The sequence below is a fragment of the Duganella sp. FT27W genome (genome assembly GCF_009295655.1).
GTDB lineage: Bacteria > Pseudomonadota > Gammaproteobacteria > Burkholderiales > Burkholderiaceae_D > Rugamonas > Rugamonas zoogloeoides.
Genome location: NZ_WHIV01000001.1, coordinates 88749 through 107708, shown reverse-complemented (window position 1 = coordinate 107708; position 18960 = coordinate 88749). Strand labels below are relative to the sequence as shown.

Genomic DNA, 18960 nt, shown 5'->3' with positions numbered 1-18960 from the left:
TGTTTCCGGGGTCAGTTGCGCTGCAAGGCGCCGATGGTGTCCAGCGCCGCCTTGAGCGCAGCGCGGTCGCCAAGCAGTTGCGCAAGCGGCAATGCCAGGAAAGCTTCGATGCGGGCGCGGATCAGGCGGTAAGCGTGCTCGAACGCGGCATCGATCTGCGCTGGCGTGCCCACCACGTGGCTGGGATCGTCCACGCCCCAGTGCGCGCGCACGACCGGCCCGAGGTAGGCCGGGCAGGTTTCGCCGGCGGCGCTGCCGCACACGGTGATGACGATATCGGGCGTGACGTCGAGGTCGTGCCACGATTTGCTGTAGTAGCCGTCGGTGGCGATGCCCCTGGCGTGCAGCAGTGCGACCGCGTGCGGATGCAACTGGCCGGCCGGCTGGCTGCCGGCGCTGAGCGCCCGCCACCCCGCTGGCGCCAGGTGGTTGAAGATCGCCTCCGACAGCACCGAGCGGCAAGAGTTGCCAGTGCAGAGGAACAGGATGTGGCGCGGATTATCTGGCATGGTTGTTCTCCGAGGCTGTAGCAGTGGCGCAGGCGGCCGGCCCGCACGGCACGCCGCCGCAGCAGTTTTCAGTGAGGTAGCCGATCAGGCCATTCATCACGGCCACGTCGGCCGCGTAGATCACGAAGCGGCCCGCGCTGCGCGACGTGATCAGGCCGGCGTGCACGAGCTCCTTCAGGTGGAATGACAGCGACGATGGCGCAATGTCGAGCTGTTCGGCGATCTTGCTGGCGGCCATGCCGTCGGGGCCGACTTGCACCAGCAGCCGGAAAATCGCCAGCCGGCTTTCCTGGGCGATGGCCGAAAGCGCGGCGAGAACTTGCCTGGTTTCCATGACATCACTTTCATAGTTCAACGATAGTCGAAGTATTTTACTTGCAAAGCCTGCGATAGTTCAACAATTATCGAATTGACGTTCTTCGCACAGCACCGCCCGCGCGATCGAGGCGCGAGCCGCCCGATGCGTTGGGCGTGAGTGAGCTGCCAGTCACGCCTGAACCGGCAGCACGCTCACGCCATGCGCCGCAATCGCCGCAACGCGATCACGATTGCCGTGGCGCTCAACAGCAAACCGCCGGCGCTCAGCGCGATCAGCACCGCGATGCGCGCCCCGCCATGCACAGGCGACAGCAACGCCGGAACATCCCAGCTGTGCAAAAAATTGAACAGCCAGCGCCCCACCCGCTGGGTACTGTCCACGCTCAGCGCCACCTGGCCGGTGGCCGCGTCGAGATACACCCAGGTATGCCCCGGATCGTCGAACACCACGCGCAACGCCGGCAGGCGCCGCTCGTTGCCGCCGTACATGGAGGCGTCGCCGCGCTGGTAATAGTAGGCGTCCGGTGCGGTTACCATTTCGAACAATCGCACCGGGTAAGGCAGCAGCTTGCGCGCGACCGCCTCCAGACGCGCCGGCTCCCACTGCTTGGCCACCGTCAGTCCGTCGCCGCAGGCTGCAGCGATGCGCGTGTCGCACTGCATCGTCGGGGGCAGTCCGTGACCGCCGGCCGCCACGATGCGGGTGTCGTTGCGACCATCGCGCGCCACGATGAACGGCTCGCCACCGAGCACGCGCCATTCCAGTTCGCGCGGCTTAAACGACTGCGTGTGCAACAGCGCCAGCACTTGCGCCACCGGCTGCGCCAGGCGCACGCTGGCCGGCGCGCCGCCCTGCATGGCTGCCGCATCGGGCTTGGTACCCCGCGCATTGAACACCCCCAGCGGATTCATCGACATCAGGCCGCTGAACATCCAGGTGCACAGCACCAGGCCGAAGGCAAGCCCCAGCACGTGATGCCAGCGCATGGCGAACTCGCGGTACGGCGTGCGCGCGCCGCTCTTGTAGCGGCCACGGAAGCGCCAGCGCTGCACGCCGTTCACCATCCCCGTCACTGCCGACAGCACGCCCACGGCGGACAGGCCGATCAGGGTCCAGGTCCACACCGGATCGGTATTTTGCTGGCGCAGCATGTACAGCCAGTGCAGCCAGGCGCCGGCGAAGTTCCAGTAACGCTCGGCGCGCGGCGCATCGAGCATCACCTGCCCCGTTGCCGACGACACGTACACGCGCGTGGCCGCGTCGTCATCGAGTTCCACCACGTGCAGCGGCCGGTGAGGGTTCAATCCGCGCGAGTGGGTCCAGCGATCTTCTTCCACCAGGCCCGCGTAACGGGCCGACGCTCCCGGATTGAACATGCGTGCCGCCGCCACCGCTGCCTGCGCATCGGGCTTCGGTGCAAGCGCGCCGGTCGCAGCATCCACCTGCGTGGTGCGGCCATCCTGCTCCAGCAACTGGTAATACGGACGGCCGGCGATCGAGGTCAGCGTGATGACTTGCACCGCAGCCGGGTGATGGCTGCGCGCCAACGCCTGCGCCGGCTCGATACAGCAGCCGGCGGCGAGCGGAGGCAAGGCGGCCAGCCGTTCGGCCGGGGTGAGCTTGGGGTAGCCGACGAACAGCATCACCATGCCGCTGACGAACCATAGCGCCATCAATGCGCACATGGCGATCCCGGTCCAGCGATGGATCAGGTACAGAATGCGGCGCATTGCCCGTCTCCGTCAGAAGCGGTGTTCAACGACCAGGTCAGCGCGCCGGTCCTGACCAAAGAACCACTGGGTGGGCGTGTAATACGCCGTGGTGAAATAGCGCCGGTCGAACAGATTGGCCACCCGCAGCGAGACGCTGGTGGCGCCGGAGACCTTCCAGCGCAGCGTCGCATCGGTCACCGCATACGATGGCAGCTTGAGCGTGTTGGCATTGTCCGCATTGCGCTCACCCACGTAGCGCAGGCCGGCGCTGGCGGTCCAGCCGCGCGCCAGTTCGTGGTGCAGCCACAGGTTGGCAAGGCGCTGCGGCACGTCCGGCGGCGTGTTGCCGGCCCGCGAGACCAGCACGCCGCCAGAGGCTTCGCTGAAGTCCGCGAAACGCGCCCGCAGCAGCGCGGCATTCGCCTCCAAGCGCCAGCCGGGAAGCAAAGCCGCCGTCACCGTGGCCTCCACGCCGCGCGACGTGCGCTCGCCCACTTGCAGGCTGCGGCTCGGATTGGCGGGGTCGCGCGTGAGCAGGTTGTTCTTGGTGATGTCGTACACGGCCAGCGTCCATTCGGCGGTATTGGCCGCGAAGGCCTGCTTGACGCCCACTTCCACCTGGCGGCCGGTGGCGTTCTTGAACGCGCTGTTGGCGGCCGACAGGAAGAACAGCGAACTGATCGGATCGGCCGCCTTGGCCACCTGGCCGTACAGCGCCAGCGACGGCGTGGCCTGGTACACCGTGCCCAGACGCCAGCCGACGTTGCTGAAGGTTTTATCGTAAGCGAGGCGGTCGGCCACCAGGTCGGTGCGGCGCACGCTGGCATGGTCGTAGCGCACGCCCGCCAGCAGCGACCACTGGCCAGTCAGCGCCAGCCGGTTTTCGGCAAACACCGCGTACTGGCGCGCCTTGCTGGCATAGCGCGGAATGGTGGGCACCGGGCTGGCGAACCAGCCGGGGTCCGGGTGGTACGGATCGACCGAGGTGGCGTCACCAACATAGGTGTTGTTGGTGTGTTTGAAGGCGCTGGAATTGATGTCGAAGCCGAGGGCGAAGCGGTTGTCCAGCCCCAGCAATTGCCCCTTGAAGGCGGCGTCGGTGGTGTTGCCGGTCTGCGACTGGTCGTGATAGATCTCGGTGGCGTCGGAGCGGTCGATCAGGCCGGTGGCGGCGTTATACGTATAAGCTTCGACATCGCGCCAGTGGCGGTTGCTGTCGATGTTGTAGAAGCGGCTGCGCACCGTGGTGCTGTCGTTCGGGGTCCAGTTGACGAGCGCGTCAAGCCAGCGGTCGTCGTACTGCATCACGCTGTCGGCGACGTTGTAGTTCTTCGTTGCCAGCGCCGGATCGGGCTTGCCGTTCACCAGCGGCGTGCCGAAATATTGCATCGGTTCCTGCCGGCCCCGGGCCGCGCTCAGGCGCACGTTGAGGCGTGGCGAGATGTCGAGCCGCACCGCGCCGGAGACGGCACGGTTGCTGTACCGCCCCCGGTCCACCCAGCCGTCCGACCGGTCGGTGCTGGCGTCGAAGCGGTACGACCAGCGTTCGTCAAGGGCGCCACCGCTGCCGATGGCGAAGCGGCGGCTGTTCTCGGTGCCCACGCCCGCCTGCACGTCGGTCTCGATGGCGCCGCGCGTGGGCTGCTTCGGCACCACGTTGATCACGGCGCCGATGGCGCCGTCGCCGTAGATCACGGACGCCGGCCCGCGCAGCACTTCCACGCGCTCGATGGCCCAGGTATCGAACGGGAAAGTCAGCCCGGCGCCGCCGTACTGGCGCATGCCGTCGTACAGGCGCATGACCGACAAGGTGTCGGTAAAGCCGCGCGCGGCCACCGACGAGCCGCCATTGCCTGGGTGCGGCATGGCGCTCACGCCCGGTGCGCGGGTGATGGCATCGACCAGGCTGCGGTCGCCACGCTGCTCGATCTGCTGGCGGGTGATGGCGTCCACGCTGGCCGGGGTGTCGAAGCGGGACAGGTCGAGGTTGGAGCCGGTGCCGGCGGCAGTGTGGAGGCCACCGCTGTCGTCGCGGGCGGTGATGACGACGGTGGGCAAGGTGCTGTCCTGGGCAGTGACGACGAGCGGCAGCGCCAGCGCGCACGCGGCGGCCGTGCGCGACAAAATAAAATGAGTGTGCATGAATTCGAGACGCGTATGAATATCCTGGCCGCCATGGGCGGCCTCTGGCCAGCTGGCGCAACGTAAAGATACGGCGCCAGGCTGGAACTAGAAACTACGGGATATCAAACGGCGGGCGGACCGCGCGGATGGGCGATTACCCATGCATACAGGGGCGTTGGCGCATGGTAGAACAGCGCCGGCCGTTCGGACAGAATCGCACCTTGCGGCACCAGCGGCGGCGATGGCGGCAGCACCGGCATGTCGGAGTGGACGCGGCAGTACGGGCAGTCGTTCATGCCGCTGCTGCGCTTGTCGGTGTTATCGGAGCTATCGGAAGTATCGGGCGCCTGGACGTAGCGGGTGCCCATGGCCGAGCAGATCTCGAGCCACGCGGGACTGGCTGCCCGCTCCGGCGCGAACGCGCGCGACAAGGCCGGCATCAACGCCGTCATCAGCATGGCGGCGCAGAGCAGCCATGCGAGGTAACGTCGGCGTTGTCGGGTCTTGTGCATCGGCCTATTTTACAGCAGTGGCCTCGCGCCGGGCCGGGAGTGTGCTGGGCATTTTGTCGCAGGCTTCAAAACGAGTGCGTGATACCCATCCCGAAGCCGGTCGGGTGCGCGCCCGCCGTCATGCCACCGAGCGCGGCGGTGCCAAAGTCGCCGCTCGAACGGGCGTCGTTGTCGATCCGGGCATACGTCATGTACAGCTCGGTACGTTTCGACGGCTGGTAGGCGTAGCCCACCGCCCAGTAGCGCATGCCGGTATCGACCGCGCTGGTGCCCGGCCCGCCCCCATCGAGCTTGAGGTCGGCGCTCTGGCCATAGGACAGACGCAGCAGCTGGCTGCCGATCCGGTGCGTGACGGCGCCCCACGCGTTGCGCACCTTGACCGCCGCTGCATTGCCCGGCGTGAATGCCTTGGGTAGCCCGGTAGCGGCCAGGTTGCCCCGGTACGTCAGTTGCTCGACAATACCGCTGAAGGTGGTGGCGCCGTACACATAATGCGTGGCCAGCCGCAGCGCATCGTCGCGCGTGCGCACGGTGGCTGTGTTGGCATACTCGTCGTGGCGCTCGTACGCGGCGATCAGGGTCAGCGCACCATGCTCGTATGTGCCGGACGCCGACAACAGGCGCGGGTCGCACGCCACCGCGCACGTGCCCTTTTCTTCACCCATGCCGTAGGCCAGGCGGCCCTTTAAGCCGCTTTTTGACTCCGGCGACCAGTACTGGATCACATTTTTCTGGCGGCGGTCGAACGCCTGCCGATTGGCGATATTGCCCACTGTCGGCGAGCTGTTGCCGTACAGGACGGCGCCATAACCGGCAAAGGTCTTGTTGGTGAACGGATCGAGTTTCAAAGTAGAATTTTTATACGGCGTATCCCACTGCCCCATCAGCAGGCTGCCGGCAGGGCCTTTCAGGCCGACGGCCGAGCTGCGGCCGGCCAGCGTGCCGCTGCCCGTATCGACGCCGACCGACGATTCGATCTGGAAGAACGCCGACAGGCCGCCGCCCAGCGCTTCTTCGCCGCGAAAGCCGAGCAGCGACGAATTGCTGCTGACGCGATGCTTGCGGGTGTCCGAGGCGTTGGGACCGTTGGCGGACAGGGTCTCGACATCGACATTGAGCTTGCCGTAGATGACGACGGTGGAAGATTGCGCCAGCACGGCGCACGGCAGCAGCGCCAGCGCGATGGCGGCGGCATGGGTTTTGCGGTTCATAGTGTGTCTCGTATGATTATGGTGGTCGTGCAAATCCACGCGCCCGCGCGCCTTGTGGCGGCGCGTCGGGCGCGGGATGGATGGCAATGCGCAGGGTGTGGTGCAGCGCGGCCCGCGAGCCGCGCAGGATCGTCAGGCGGTCAGCTTGTCGGCTACCGGACGTCCCGTGGCAGCAACAGCGGCAGCAGCAGCCTCGCGCCGGGCCTTGGCGCTGAGCGTGAGCAGGGTCACGATGCTGGCCATCGCCAGCACGGCGATCGGCAACAGCCCCAGCGCATGGCTACCAGTCTCGGCCTTGATCCAGCCGTAGACGTTGACCATCAGCCCGCCACCGATCAGGTTGGAGACGGCATTGATGCCAGCCAGTCCCGCTGCCGCCGAGCCAGCCGCCAGCCAGCCGGAGCTCAGCGCCCAGAACGGGCCCTTGAACGAGTAGGCGCCAATCAGCACGCAGGTCAGCATGACCACGGTAATTGCCAGCGACGACACGAACAGGGTGCTGAGCATGCCGGCGCCGATCAGCGCCAGCGGAATCACGGTATGCCAGCGGCGCTCGTTCTTGCGGTCCGAATGACGTCCCCACAGGACCATCAACACCGAGGCCACCAGGTACGGCACGGCAGCAAGCCAGCCGGTTTGCATCACGCTCAGGCCGAACGACTTGAACATCTGCGGCATCCACACGCTCAGCACGCTACCGGCGGCCGACGCGGTAGAGCACACCAGCGCCATGCCCAGGACTTCCTTGCTGCGGAACAGCTTCCAGATCGAGACATGGGCCTTGGCCTTGCTGGCGGCACGTTCGCCATCCATGCGCTTCGACAGCCAGTCGCGCTGCTCGGCCGTCAGCCATTTTGCCTGTTCCGGACGGTCGGTAAGGAACCACAGGCAGGCCACGCCGAACAGCACGGTGGGCAAGCCTTCCAGGATGAACAGCCACTGCCAGCCGCGCAGGCCCAGCATGCCATCGGTTTGCAGCAGCGCGGCCGACAGCGGCGCGCCGATAAAGCTGGCCATCGGGATCGACACCATGAAGATAGCCACGATGCGGCCGCGATAGGCGGACGGAATCCAGTAGGTCATGTACAGGAGCACGCCGGGGAAGAAGCCGGCTTCGGCCGCGCCCAGCAAAAAGCGCACCGCGTACAGCGAGTACGGCCCCTGCACCAGCGCGGTGCCGGCCGAGACCGTACCCCAGGTGACCATGATGCGGGCGATCCACTTGCGGGCGCCGAATTTTTGCAGCGCCAGGTTGCTGGGCACTTCAAACATGAAATACGAGATGAAAAACAGGCTGCTGGCAAAGCCGAACATCTGCGCCGAAATGCCGATGTCGTGGTTCATTTGCAGCGATGCCATGCCGATGTTGCCACGGTCGATAAACGCCAGCAGGTAGCACGCCATCAGGAAAGGGATCAGGCGCCAGGTAACCTTGCGCATCGTGTCCTTCTCCAGTTGGGTGACATTTGTTGTTATGGTATCCATTGTCTTCCTCCAGATCCTGCATTTATAGTCGAAATCGCCGCGCCGTGGTCGGCGCCGGCGAGTTATTTCGGCGTTACGCCGCGGCGCGCGCCTCCCCGTCCAGCATGGCCAGCACCGCCAGGACATTGGCGGCCGCTGCCGTGCCCATGCCCACGTAGGCGTCACTGGTCACGCCGCCGATATGGGGCGACAGGATCACGTTCGGCTGGTGTGCGAACGGGTGGTCGCCGGAAAACGGCTCGATGCAGAAGCTGTCCAGCCCGGCCGCGCGCAGCTTGCCGTTTTGCAGCGCCTGCAGCAGTGCCGCTTCGTCGATCAGGCCGCCCCTGGCCGTGTTGACCAGGATGGCGCCGTCGGGCATCAGCGCCAGCGCGGCCGCGTCGATCATGTTGCTGTTGTCAGGCGTGAGCGGGCAATGCAGCGAGACCACGTGGGCCGCTGCGAACAGGTCCGCCAGCGCCACGTTTTCCACGCCAGCGGGCAGCGCTTTCGCATACGGATCGTGCGCCAGCACGCGCATGCCCAGCGCCTGGCCGACGGCCGCCACCCGCACCCCGATCGCTCCCAGCCCTACCAGGCCCAGCGTGCGCCCTTTCAGCTCCAGGCTTTTATGGGTGGCCTTGTCCCAGTGGCCGTCGTGCATGCGGGCATCGAGCCGGGCCACGTCCTTGGCGCAGGCCAGGATCAGCGCCCACGTGTGTTCGGCCACGGCGGCCGCGTTGGCGCCCAGCGCCGCCTTGACGGCGATGCCGCGCGCGGCGGCCGCTGCGGCGTCGATGGTGTCGATGCCGGTACCGTGCTTGGAAATCACGCGCAGTTGCGCGCTGGCGGCAATCACGGCCGGGGTGATGCGGCCGTACCGCACGATGATCGCCACCGGCTGATGTTCATGGCACAGGGCGATCAATTGCTGTTCATCCGGGGTTTTACCGGCGTACACGATGGTGTAGTCGCGCAGCATCTCGACTGCCTGCGGCGCCAGGTCGGCGCCGGTGACCAGGACAACCTGGGCGGCGCTCACAGCGTTTCTCCTTCGGCCAGCACACCGGCCTTGCGCAGCGCACCGTCGAGCCATTTCGGCCGCAGTTGTTCGCCGTTACGGATGCCGGCAATGCGCGTGGTCTCGTCGATCACCTTCTGTTTGGCCAGCGGCATCAGCGACGCCGCCTTGCGGCGCTCGACCACCACCACACCGTCGGCGTCGGCGACGATCAGGTCGCCCGGGTTGACGGTGGTGCCGCCTACCGAGATCGGCCAGTTCAGGCGGCCGGGAATGAGCTTGGTCGGGCCGTTGGGGTTGGCGCCTGTGGCGTACATGGGGAAACCGAGTGCGCGGATCGCTTCGGTGTCGCGCACCGAACCATAGATGATGACGCCGGCAATGCCGATCGCCATGCACTGCGACACCATGATTTCGCCCATCAAGGCGCAGGTTTCGTCGCCCTTGCCGTCGATTACCAGCACGTCGCCGGGCTGGGCCAGCGCCATGGCAGCGTGGATCATCAGGTTGTCGCCGGGACGCACTTCGATGGTCAGCGCCGGACCGGCGATGCGCATGGTGGGCGCCAGCGGCGCAATGCGGCTGCTCAGGGTGCCACGGCGGCCGGCAACGTCGGCCAGGATAGATGATGGGTATTGGGCAGCAATGGCGACGATGGCCGGATCGACCCGTTCGAATTCGCGGATCACGTCGGGCTGGGAGGGAAAGGTAGTGGTCATGGAATGGCCTCGTAAAAAATGGCGTAAAAGGGCCCCTGCCGCGCCGGCAGGCCGGCGACGGTTATTGGGGGAAACTGCAATCAGGAACAGGCGTGGCGGCGCACGCCGGGGCGCCAATCAGCCGCTGCGCAACTGGCGCGGTGGATGGACAGCCTGGTGGTGAGAGGTGTGGTGAAGTGTCATGCCGGTCTCCTGCGATTGAGATTGCCCTGCCGGAAACCTGCGCTACCGGCCTGGGATTTCTTGTTGCTCTTGTTATGGATTTGAGTATAGGAGCGACAATTTATAATGTATATTCAATTATTTTTTAAAAAACATAACTACGGAGAATGTATCGATGGATTTTCGCGATCTGAAGTTTTTTGAGGTGATCGCCCAGGAAGGCAACTTGGCGCGCGCGGCGGAAAAGCTGTTCCGCACCCAGCCTGCGCTGTCGAAATGCATCGACCGGCTGGAGGCGTCGATGGGCGCCAAACTGTTCGAGAAAGACGGGCGCGGCATGCGCCTGACGGTAGCCGGCAATGTGCTGCTGTCGCGCACGCGCCAGATGGGGTTGATGATCGAAGACACCGCGCGCGAAATGCGCGACCATGCGGCGGGGCTGAAGGGCCATATCCGGCTCGGCTGCGTGCCCACGCTGGCCGAGCATTTATTACCGCAGATATTGCACGACATGCTCGAGCAAGCGCCCGAGGTCACCATCCGGCTCGGGGTGGCGATGAACGATGCGCTCCTGGCAGGCTTGCGCGGCGGCGAGTTCGACCTGGTGGTGGGACCGATGCTCGAAAGCGACCAGGAGTTCGTGTCGGAACAGATCGTCGAAGACCAGATGGTGGTGGTCGCCAGCAAGCAGCATCCGCTGTTCGCAGGGCCCTACACGATGGCCGACCTGCTGGCCTACCGCTGGGTGCTGCCGGCCACGACCGTGGCCAGTCGCCAGTGGCTGGACCAGACCTTCGATCGCAACCGGCTGGCGCGCCCGCAGGTGCACATCGAATCGACGGTGCTCAACATGATCCTGCCCGTCATCGAAAAAACCCGCTTGCTGGGCTTTGCCAGCAATGCCAACCTGCGCTCGCCGGATACCGGGCTGCGCGAGGTGGTGCTGGAGCAGACCACCATGCCGCGCCGCATGGGCGTGCTCTACCGCAGCAATACTTACCTGTCGCCGGCGATGGTGCGGATCGCGGGGCTGTTGCGGCTGCATGGGACGTCGTTGCTGCGGGAGTAGACTGACATCGAAAAAACTGCAAACTGTGCTTTACAATCTACCTACCAGAAGGTAGAGTGAAAGCCATGAACAAGACATCCTCCACTGCCGACGCCATACTCGCCTGCACCCGCTCGCTGATCGCCAGCGGCGGATATAACGGTTTCAGCTACGCGGACATTGCCGAGGTGATCGGCATCCGCAAGCCAAGCATTCACCACCACTTCCCCAGCAAGGCCGACCTGGTAACGACCCTGGTTGCCGGTTACCTGGAACAAGCGCAGGAAGGGTTCGGCAACCTCGAACATGCGATCCCCGAACCGCTCGACCAGTTGCGCGCCTACATCGGGCACTGGAAGCGCTGCATCGGCGACGAGACGGCGCCGTTTTGCCTGTGCGCCCTGCTGGCCAGCGAAATGCCGATCCTGCCGGAACAAGTCCGCATGCAGGTCCGGGCCTTTTTCCGCTTCCTGTCCGGCTGGCTGACGGCGGTGCTCGAACGCGGCGTATCGCGCGGCACCATCGTATTGAACAATACGCCGCAAACCGAGGCCGAGTTGTTCATGGCATCGCTGCATGGCGCCATGCTGTCGGCGCGCGCCTACGGCGATACCGCCATGTTCGGCACCATCATGGATTCCCAGTTGCAGCGCCTGGCGGCCGGCCGCTGAAACGTGCCTCATCGGTGCGCTGCCTGGACATTTTTTTGCACCAAAAACCTACCTACTAGTAGGTATATTACGAAAACTCTACAAGGAATATAGACATGAACCAGACTAACGCGATGCCTGAAGCCGGCCAGACCCAGTGGCTGAAAAAATACTATCTGGTGCGGGGCGCCTTCTCTGCCCTGTGGATGCTGGCGGCGTTCAACGCCGGGGCCCACACCACGGCAGCAGCGCTGCTGCTGGTTGCCTACCCGCTCTGGGATGCGCTGACCAACCTGCTGGACGGTCAGCGCAGCGGCGGGCTGACGGCCAATCGCTCGCAGGCCCTCAACGTCATCGCCAGCCTGGCCGTCACCGTGGCGGTGGCGCTCGCGCTGCCCGACATGCACCGCGTGCTGGCCATATTCGGTACCTGGGCGATTCTGTCCGGCGTGCTGCAACTGGCCACGGGCGTGCGCCGCTGGAAAACCTCGGGCGCACAGTGGGCAATGGTGCTGAGCGGCGCACAGTCCGCGCTGGCCGGAGGTTTCTTCATTTCTCAGGCAAGCGCAGCAGCAGAACCATCGGTGGCGACGGTGGCCGGCTATGCCGGGTTCGGTGCGTTTTATTTCCTGCTGTCGGGCGGGGCATTGCCGCTCAAGGGACGGGGCCGGTAGGCGGTTGATGGCATCCAAGGTCGCGCACTGCGCTGCGAGACATGGGATGCGACAAATTAACTATGCCTGTAACGGCACGGTGTAATCGACCGCAGCCCACTCGAAGCGGGTTTTCAGGTCCGCAATCAGCGCCTGGTGCACGGGATGGAACAGGTAGGCATTCAAGCCATCGACGTCGTCGAAACCCGACTCCAGCACGTAATCCCAGCAGATCGGCCGATCCACTTCGTTGGCGGCGACCCGCCAGGTGCGGATACAGTCGATCTGGCCCTCGAGCGCATGCATGCGCTCGACCAGCGCGGCCTCGACGGCGGCGTCCGGCGCCACGTCCTTCAGCCGTCGGAACAGTACGATGTGATTCAGCCTGGCTGCCCCTTGCGTTTCAGCAGCCAGGCCGGCGCGTCTTGCAGCGCAACCGGCCGCAGGAAGCGGTCCAGCGCCGCATCACCCACCGATGTGGTCGTCGGTTGCATGGACGACGGCCACGGGCCGCCATGCTGCTGGGCGGCAGTCACGGCCACGCCGGTCGGCACGCCCGCGAACAGCACGCGGCCGGCCACCTGCTGCGCCGCCGACACCAGTCGGCGCGCATCGTCGCCTTCTTGTTCGACACCCCACAGCGTGACCGTCAGGCTGCACGCCCACCTCGCCATCGGCGCCCTGCACCATGCCGATCAGGCAGGCAGGCCCAGAATTTGCAGCACCTGCTGCGCCAGCGCATGCACGCGGGCCGACAGCTGCAAATGGGCGGAATGGGCCTTGATCACCACCGGGCAACCGGCGGCCAGCGCCGAAGCCGTATCGCCCCCCAGTACGCTGAAGGCAAACGGGAAATTGCTGGCCGAGAACATCGCCACCGGCCCCAGCGGCACCAGGGTACGCACCATGGCCGGATGGCCGCCTGGCGGTGGGCCCGACACAGCCGGATCATCGACATGGGCGAACGGTACACCGGCTTCGGCCAGGTCGGCAAAACACCGCAACTGGAACGCGGTACGATCGAATTCGCCATTCAGGCGCACCGGGCCCAACGCGGTTTCCGCGTCGGCGATGGCGACCAGTTCGCTCCGATCGAAAACGCCATCCGTCCGATTGCTATCGGCAAGAAAAACTGGCTCTTTACCGGCTGATCATCGCAGCACGTGCTCGAGCATGAGCACGAGCGTAGCGGGATCGGGGCGGCCTTCGATACGCAGGCGCACCCTGCCCGGTTCTCTCGAGTACTCCACCAAGCTGCTCAAAATTAGATGCAGCTTACGTCAAATGTGCAGCGCTGCGGCACCCGTCGCACCGTCCTGTGGCGGTTCGACTTGAACTCTTAAAGCGATGACGAGAGCAGCGAACAGCATCACAACGCCGGCAATAATGAAAACGCCTGTGACGCCACCAAACTTGAACATGATGCCGCCCAGTAAAGCGCCAGCAGCGATTGAAGATTGCACCGCAGCGACGACCATGCCGCCAGCCGTCTCCGCCTGATCTGGAACCGCACGAGCTACCCAGTTGGACCAGGCGACAGGTACGCCGCCGAACGCCAGGCCCCAGAGCGCCACCAAAAGCATCAGGCCGGTTCCTTGGACTGGCAGCAGAATCATGCCGAATGCTGCCAAGCCCACCAGCGCAGGCATCATCACTAAAGTCGCATGCAGACTGCGCTCCATGAGCCAGCCGGCCAGTAGCGTACCGATGAAGTTGGCGACACCAAAACCCAGGAGCATCAGCGACAAACTGTTGACATCGATGTGGGCAACGCTTTCAAGCGCGGGGCGAATATAGGTGAACAATGCGTATTGCCCAGTGTGGGCAAGTACACAGCCCAGCATTCCGATCCCGATCGCCGGGCGACGCAGCAGTGCTACTACCGACGTGGTGTGCATCATCGCGCGCGGTGCCATGCGGGGCAGCGTGAACAATTGAAACAAAAGGGTTAGCCCTCCGACAGCTGCGGCTGCCATAAATGCACTGCGCCAGCCATAGATTCCCCCCAAGTAGCTGCCCAACGGTACGGAAACAACGGTCCCGATGGCGATGCCGCTGAAGATGATGGAGAGCGCGCGCGGCACCAGCTTTGCCGGCACCAGTCGCATAGCCACGGCTGCCGCCATGCTCCAGAAGCCACCGAGCGCCACGCCCAGCAGTATGCGCATCACCAACAAAACCGCCAGGCTTGACGATAATGCCACCAGCAAGTTCGATGCGATCATCAACACCGTGAAAGCCAACAAGACGACACGCCGGTCGACACTGCGCGTCAGGCGCGGCACGACAAGCCCGGCAACCATGGCCACGATCGCCGTCACCGTCACCGCCTGACCGGCCAACGCCTCCGATACGCCAAGATCGACGGCCATCGGCGTCAGCAGGCTGGCGGGCAGATACTCCGCTGTCAGCAGGCCGAAAACTCCCATTGCCAATGAAAACACTGCCATCCATGCTGCTGCCGGTGGTTCTACGGCGGTCGCATGGCTCGCGTCGGGCGTTTGCCCGTTATCCACAACATTCATCTCTAAAACTCCTAAAACGATCAGAGTCGAAAGTCTAGAGATAAAATCCGGGATGATCTATGATGACAAGTCTTGATGTTTTGATCGAAACACCTGAAATGACCAAGAAGAATCAAGTTTTCGCGTCCTCCGGCCTCGTCAGTGAATTGTTGACGGATATGCGCCTGCGCGGAGTCCAGTACCGCCGCATTCAGACCGGTCCGGACTTCGGCATGGGCTTTGAAGACAAGCCAGGCCACGCCTACTTCCACTATGTGGCGGTTGGCACCGCCTATATCTGCACCGATGATGGCGAGTTGCATAAGCTGACCGCCGGCAGCGCGGCGCTCATGCCGCACGGCAGGAGGCACCAGCTTCTGTCTGAAGCGGGCATTGCTTTTGAGGAAATCGACAAGTTCGATGTCGCGCCCCTTGGGGAATCCGTTAGCGGAGTCGACACCTGTCCCAGTACGGCTTCCGTGCCCAGTGCAGTAATTTTTTACGGCTGCATGGAATTCGATCTCGGCGGGATGCAGAGGATCGGTAAATTGATGCCAACCGTCATGGTGGCCGATACGCAAGCGCAAAGTTATCCCGGGTTACTGCCTGTGCTTGATTCAATGAAGCGTGAAATCTGCGCCGGTCGTATTGGCTTTGCAGGCATTCTGGCTCGACTGGCCGAGGTTGCAGCAGCAATGATCGTGCGCGGCTGGATTGAATGCGGTTGTGAAAATGGCTCCGGTCTCCTCGCCGCGTTGCGTGATCCGCGTCTCGCACTTGCCATATTGGCGCTGCACCGCCAACCTGGACGGGAATGGACCGTTGCACAGTTGGCGGCGGAGTCTCACGTCTCTCGCTCTGTCTTCGCTCGCCGCTTTCAAACCACCATCGGGGTGCCACCCCTGCGGTATGCCACGGAACTGCGGATGCGTCTTGCCAAGCAATTGCTCACGCACGAGAAAGTGTCCATCGACGTCGTTGCCCGCCGCCTTGGCTATACATCTCAAGCCGCATTCAGTCGTGCTTTCAAGCGCATCATCGGCAGGCCGCCAGGCGCCGATCGGGAAGTACTGTGAGGAGAATAGCTTTCGGGGACTCAAAACTGGGATGTCTACCTAATGCTGGGTGATGGAAGCCGGATGAATCGAGAGGCTCACGTCCGGTTCTGCGAGGGGCCGCAGGTGAAATTCTCCCAGCCCCCCCCCAGTGCGCGCTGGCTTGGAGTGTATTCTGGCGGACGCTGCTGGACTCAAAAAAGGCCGTTTCCCCCTATGAGAGGGCTAGACGTGAAAAAACCCGCCGAAGCGGGTTTTTAAGGTTCTGGCGGAGACGGTGGAAGTCATAATGAAATAACTCGTAGAGGAAAAAAACTCGATTTCTTTGGTTGACATGGCTGGATGACCCTGAAGATGACCCTCAAAATTCCAGGGGCTTCGAATATGTTCACCGGGCCATGCTAGCGATAAGTTCGACCGAGATGCAGGGCGATCGTTCAAAGCCGCGATTACCGCCTGTACAACTGCTGCTGACACATGGCCAAACTCAGTGAATCTAATGAGAGCCCTGAATGTCATCCAATAAACGTAAGCGGGAGGTTCACCCAACCGTGGATGCCGCGCTCACCCAGCTGGCCAACGTCCCTTTGGGCATCGCGATGCGCTGCGCCGCTTCCTCTATCGTCAATCCCTGCGCCAGTACCAGTTTGACCGCCTCGGCCCGGAACTCCGGCGTGTATGTTGGTGATTTCATGTTTTCACTCCCTTTGACAAGTTTATCAAATAGTAAGCGTGTTCCCAGCGCCGTCTGGACTGCGTGAGCACTGTCATCCATGATCGAATTTTGGCACAGCATTTGTGCCCACAAATTCTGATTATGGACACAAATTTTCAACCGATCACTTCCACTAATGCGCGCGGCCACTATCGGCAGCACTCGTTGGAGTTCAAGCGCGCATTGGTGGCGCTGTCGTTGGAGCCGGGCGTCTCGGTCGCTCGCATTGCACGCGAACACGGCGTCAACGCCAACCAGGTGTTCAGCTGGCGCCGCCTTTATCAACAAGGGCGCCTCGGCGTGCCTGCGTTGATGCGCGACGATGCCTTGTTGCCGGTGGTGCTGGCGCCGTCGGCGCCCGCGCCGAACAACGCCGATGCCGATGCCGATGGCGACGCCAGCGGCACCATCGTGCTTGAGCTGGGCGAAGTGCGCGTGCGGATCGAAGGCCAACCCAATGCGGCCTCGCTGGCGCAGGTGCTCGATCGGGTACTGCGATGATCGGCTTACCCGCCGGCACCAAGGTGTGGCTGGCCGCCGGCACCACCGACATGCGCTCCGGCTTCAATGGCCTGGCCGCCAAAGTGCAGACGGCGTTAGAGGAAGATCCGTTCAGCGGCCACGTATTTGTGTTCCGGGGTCGGCGTGGCGACCTCATCAAACTCCTGTGGTGGAGCGGCGATGGCCTGTGCCTGTTCGCCAAGCGGCTTGAGCGTGGTCGCTTCATCTGGCCGCAGGCTGCCAACGGTTCGGTGGCAGTGACGCAAGCGCAGCTGTCGATGCTGCTTGAGGGGATCGACTGGCGGCGACCTGAGCGGACTTGGAAACCAATGTCGGCCTTGTAAACGTGGCAAGCCTCGCGTAAACTTGCCACATGCTCAGCCCAGCCGACCTGCCCAACGACATCGCCGCCTTGAAGGCGCTGCTGCTCGCCCAAGACGAGGTGGTGGAAGGGCTGCGTGAACAATTAAACACACGCGCCGTCGAGATCGAACACCTCAAGCTGCAGATTGCCAAATTACGGCGCATGCAGTTTGGCCGCAAGTCGGAAAAGCTGGACCACCAGATCGAGCAGCTTGAGCTGCGACTGGAAGACCTGCAAGCCGACGAGGCCGAGGCGGCGCGCGAGATGCCGGCGGCCGACCAGACGCCGCGCAAAAAATCGGTGCGTCGGCCGTTGCCCGATCATTTGCCGCGAGACGATAAGGTGTATGCGCCGCCGGCCGATGCCTGCCCAGCCTGTGGTGGCGGTCTGCGGCCGCTGGGCGAGGACGTGGCCGAGCAACTGGAGTTCGTGCCGGCCAGCTTTCGCGTGATCCGCCATGTTCGTCCGAAACTGGCGTGCTCCTGCTGCGACGCCATCGTCCAGGCGCCGGCGCCAAGCCGGCCGATTGAGCGCGGCATTGCCGGGCCCGGCCTGCTGGCGCATGTGCTGGTGGCGAAGTTCGCCGACCATCTGCCGCTGTATCGGCAGTCCGTCATCTACGCCCGCGAAGGCGTCGACCTTGATCGTGCGCTGCTGGCGAGTTGGGTCGGCGCCGCCAGCGCATTGCTGCGCCCGTTGGTCGACGCCATTGGCCGCCATGTGCTGACGGCGTCGAAGCTGCATGCCGACGACACGCCGATCCCGGTGCTGGCGCCCGGCAATGGCAACACCAAGACGGCCCGCCTGTGGACGTACGTGCGCGATGACCGGCCCGCCGGCGACACCACGCCGCCGGCGGTTTGGTTTGCCTACACGCCCGACCGCAAGGGCATCCATCCGCAAACCCACCTGGCCAAGTTCGAGGGCGTGCTGCAAGCGGACGCGTACGCCGGCTTCAACGCCTTGTTCGAAGACGGCACGATCCGCGAAGCGGCTTGCTGGGCGCACGCGCGGCGCAAATTTCACGACCTGCACGCGGCGCGCGCGACGCCGCTTACGACCGAGGCGCTGCGCCGGATCGCCGAGCTCTATGTGATTGAGGCCGAGATCCGGGGCAAGCCTCCCGACGAACGACGACAAGTTCGGCAAGCCCGCTCGCGCCCGCTGCTCGACGACCTAGAACGCTGGCTGCGCACCACGCTCGACACGCTATCACGCAAGTCCGACACGGCGGCGGCGATCCTGTACGCGCTCAAGCTCTGGCCGGCGCTGCTGCGCTACTGCGACGACGGCGTCATCGAGATTGACAACTCGGCGGCCGAACGCGCCCTGCGTGGTGTCGCCATTGGTCGGCGCAACTATCTGTTCGCCGGCGCCGACAGCGGTGGCGAACGGGCCGCCGCGATCTACTCGTTGATCGGCACGGCCAAGCTGAACGGTGTCGATCCCGAAGCTTGGTTGCGTCACGTGCTGACGCATATCGCCGATCATCCCGTCAACCGGGTCGATGATTTCTTGCCTTGGAACTGCATCCTGCCAGCAGTTCTCTGAGATGACGCCGCTTCCCAGCGGTGTGACGCCATCATCGATCAAATTACCAAACCACTCAAGACGTCACTGGGCAGACGCTTACATCAAATAGAAGTGTCCATTAATTTCAGAGTACCTCAGACTTGCCCATACGTCGATCTTGATCTTTTCCATGAATGCCTATATG

21 protein-coding genes and 1 pseudogene are annotated in these 18960 nt (G+C 64.1%); 8 read left to right on the top strand and 14 right to left on the bottom strand.

Annotation, left to right across the window (positions count from 1 at the left end):
* Window positions 1–11 precede the first annotated feature (11 nt).
* The 9 genes from F8197_RS00505 to F8197_RS00465 form a co-directional block, all read right to left on the bottom strand.
* Window positions 12–509, bottom strand: a complete 498-nt coding sequence (locus F8197_RS00505) for an arsenate reductase ArsC (protein WP_152879092.1) — start codon at window positions 507–509, stop codon at window positions 12–14.
* Window positions 499–843, bottom strand: coding sequence for a helix-turn-helix transcriptional regulator (locus F8197_RS00500; protein ID WP_152879090.1), 345 nt, complete (start codon window positions 841–843; stop codon window positions 499–501). Before F8197_RS00500 ends, F8197_RS00505 begins: the two co-directional genes overlap by 11 nt.
* A 176-nt stretch (window positions 844–1019) precedes the next feature.
* Entirely contained in the window at window positions 1020–2558 is a 1539-nt protein-coding gene (locus F8197_RS00495) for a PepSY domain-containing protein (RefSeq protein WP_152879088.1), read from the bottom strand.
* Between the two features lie 12 nt (window positions 2559–2570).
* Window positions 2571–4682: a TonB-dependent siderophore receptor gene (locus F8197_RS00490; protein ID WP_227012000.1), complete on the bottom strand. Its 2112-nt coding sequence runs from the start codon at window positions 4680–4682 to the stop codon at window positions 2571–2573.
* A 104-nt stretch (window positions 4683–4786) separates the two neighbouring features.
* Entirely contained in the window at window positions 4787–5176 is a 390-nt protein-coding gene (locus F8197_RS00485; protein WP_152879086.1) for a DUF2946 domain-containing protein, read from the bottom strand.
* A gap of 65 nt (window positions 5177–5241) precedes the next feature.
* The gene (locus tag F8197_RS00480) at window positions 5242–6387 is read right to left on the bottom strand and encodes a porin (protein WP_152879084.1); all 1146 of its coding nucleotides are present in this window, start codon (window positions 6385–6387) and stop codon (window positions 5242–5244) included.
* Between the two features lie 132 nt (window positions 6388–6519).
* The gene (locus F8197_RS00475; RefSeq protein WP_152879082.1) at window positions 6520–7872 is read right to left on the bottom strand and encodes an MFS transporter; all 1353 of its coding nucleotides are present in this window, start codon (window positions 7870–7872) and stop codon (window positions 6520–6522) included.
* A gap of 73 nt (window positions 7873–7945) precedes the next feature.
* Window positions 7946–8893, bottom strand: a complete 948-nt coding sequence (locus F8197_RS00470) for an NAD(P)-dependent oxidoreductase (protein ID WP_373996747.1) — start codon at window positions 8891–8893, stop codon at window positions 7946–7948.
* Window positions 8890–9591, bottom strand: coding sequence for an RraA family protein (locus F8197_RS00465; protein WP_152879078.1), 702 nt, complete (start codon window positions 9589–9591; stop codon window positions 8890–8892). The genes F8197_RS00470 and F8197_RS00465 overlap by 4 nt, the downstream gene beginning before the upstream one ends.
* Before the next feature lie 337 nt (window positions 9592–9928).
* Between F8197_RS00465 and F8197_RS00460 the strand changes: the two genes are divergently transcribed.
* The 3 genes from F8197_RS00460 (at window position 9929) to F8197_RS00450 (ending at window position 12125) form a co-directional block, all read left to right on the top strand.
* A complete protein-coding gene (locus F8197_RS00460) occupies window positions 9929–10822 on the top strand; it encodes a LysR family transcriptional regulator (protein ID WP_152879076.1) in 894 nt (297 codons plus the stop codon).
* 65 nt (window positions 10823–10887) lie between these two features.
* On the top strand, window positions 10888–11472 hold the full coding sequence (locus tag F8197_RS00455; protein WP_152879074.1) for a TetR/AcrR family transcriptional regulator: 585 nt from the start codon (window positions 10888–10890) through the stop codon (window positions 11470–11472).
* A gap of 95 nt (window positions 11473–11567) precedes the next feature.
* The gene (locus tag F8197_RS00450) at window positions 11568–12125 is read left to right on the top strand and encodes a DUF308 domain-containing protein (protein WP_152879072.1); all 558 of its coding nucleotides are present in this window, start codon (window positions 11568–11570) and stop codon (window positions 12123–12125) included.
* A gap of 60 nt (window positions 12126–12185) precedes the next feature.
* Here F8197_RS00450 and F8197_RS00445 read toward each other — a convergent pair whose 3' ends face one another.
* Genes F8197_RS00445 through F8197_RS29405 form a run of 3 tightly spaced genes read right to left on the bottom strand, consistent with a single transcriptional unit; the run spans window position 12186 to window position 13147 of the window.
* Entirely contained in the window at window positions 12186–12452 is a 267-nt protein-coding gene (locus tag F8197_RS00445) for a Dabb family protein (protein WP_373996746.1), read from the bottom strand.
* Between the two features lie 32 nt (window positions 12453–12484).
* Entirely contained in the window at window positions 12485–12778 is a 294-nt protein-coding gene (locus F8197_RS29410) for a hypothetical protein (RefSeq protein WP_373996745.1), read from the bottom strand.
* Window positions 12779–12799: 21 nt separating this feature from the next.
* The gene (locus tag F8197_RS29405) at window positions 12800–13147 is read right to left on the bottom strand and encodes an aldehyde dehydrogenase family protein (RefSeq protein ID WP_373996799.1); all 348 of its coding nucleotides are present in this window, start codon (window positions 13145–13147) and stop codon (window positions 12800–12802) included.
* On the opposite strand from F8197_RS29405, the gene F8197_RS29400 reads away from it, so the two are divergent.
* Window positions 13061–13255 (top strand): hypothetical protein, encoded by a 195-nt coding sequence (locus F8197_RS29400; RefSeq protein WP_373996805.1) that lies wholly within the window; start codon window positions 13061–13063, stop codon window positions 13253–13255. The genes F8197_RS29405 and F8197_RS29400 overlap by 87 nt on opposite strands.
* Window positions 13256–13384: 129 nt before the next feature.
* Here F8197_RS29400 and F8197_RS00435 read toward each other — a convergent pair whose 3' ends face one another.
* Window positions 13385–14629, bottom strand: coding sequence for an MFS transporter (locus F8197_RS00435; RefSeq protein ID WP_152879068.1), 1245 nt, complete (start codon window positions 14627–14629; stop codon window positions 13385–13387).
* Window positions 14630–14688: 59 nt separating this feature from the next.
* Here F8197_RS00435 and F8197_RS00430 point away from each other — a divergent pair, with 59 nt between their 5' ends.
* A complete protein-coding gene (locus F8197_RS00430; RefSeq protein WP_152879066.1) occupies window positions 14689–15684 on the top strand; it encodes an AraC family transcriptional regulator in 996 nt (331 codons plus the stop codon).
* Between the two features lie 535 nt (window positions 15685–16219).
* On the opposite strand, the pseudogene F8197_RS28460 reads toward F8197_RS00430, so the two are convergent.
* Window positions 16220–16357 (bottom strand): annotated as a pseudogene (locus F8197_RS28460) (transposase); the annotation flags it as partial.
* Between the two features lie 123 nt (window positions 16358–16480).
* On the opposite strand from F8197_RS28460, the gene F8197_RS00420 reads away from it, so the two are divergent.
* Genes F8197_RS00420 through F8197_RS00410 form a run of 3 tightly spaced genes read left to right on the top strand, consistent with a single transcriptional unit; the run spans window position 16481 to window position 18794 of the window.
* Window positions 16481–16879 carry a transposase gene (locus tag F8197_RS00420; protein ID WP_152879062.1) on the top strand — a complete coding sequence of 133 codons (399 nt, stop codon included), beginning with the start codon at window positions 16481–16483 and terminating at the stop codon, window positions 16877–16879.
* Window positions 16876–17223, top strand: coding sequence for an IS66 family insertion sequence element accessory protein TnpB (gene tnpB / locus F8197_RS00415; protein WP_152879060.1), 348 nt, complete (start codon window positions 16876–16878; stop codon window positions 17221–17223). Before F8197_RS00420 ends, tnpB begins: the two co-directional genes overlap by 4 nt.
* 29 nt (window positions 17224–17252) lie before the next feature.
* The gene (locus tag F8197_RS00410; protein ID WP_152879058.1) at window positions 17253–18794 is read left to right on the top strand and encodes an IS66 family transposase; all 1542 of its coding nucleotides are present in this window, start codon (window positions 17253–17255) and stop codon (window positions 18792–18794) included.
* The last annotated feature ends 166 nt before the right edge of the window (window positions 18795–18960 follow it).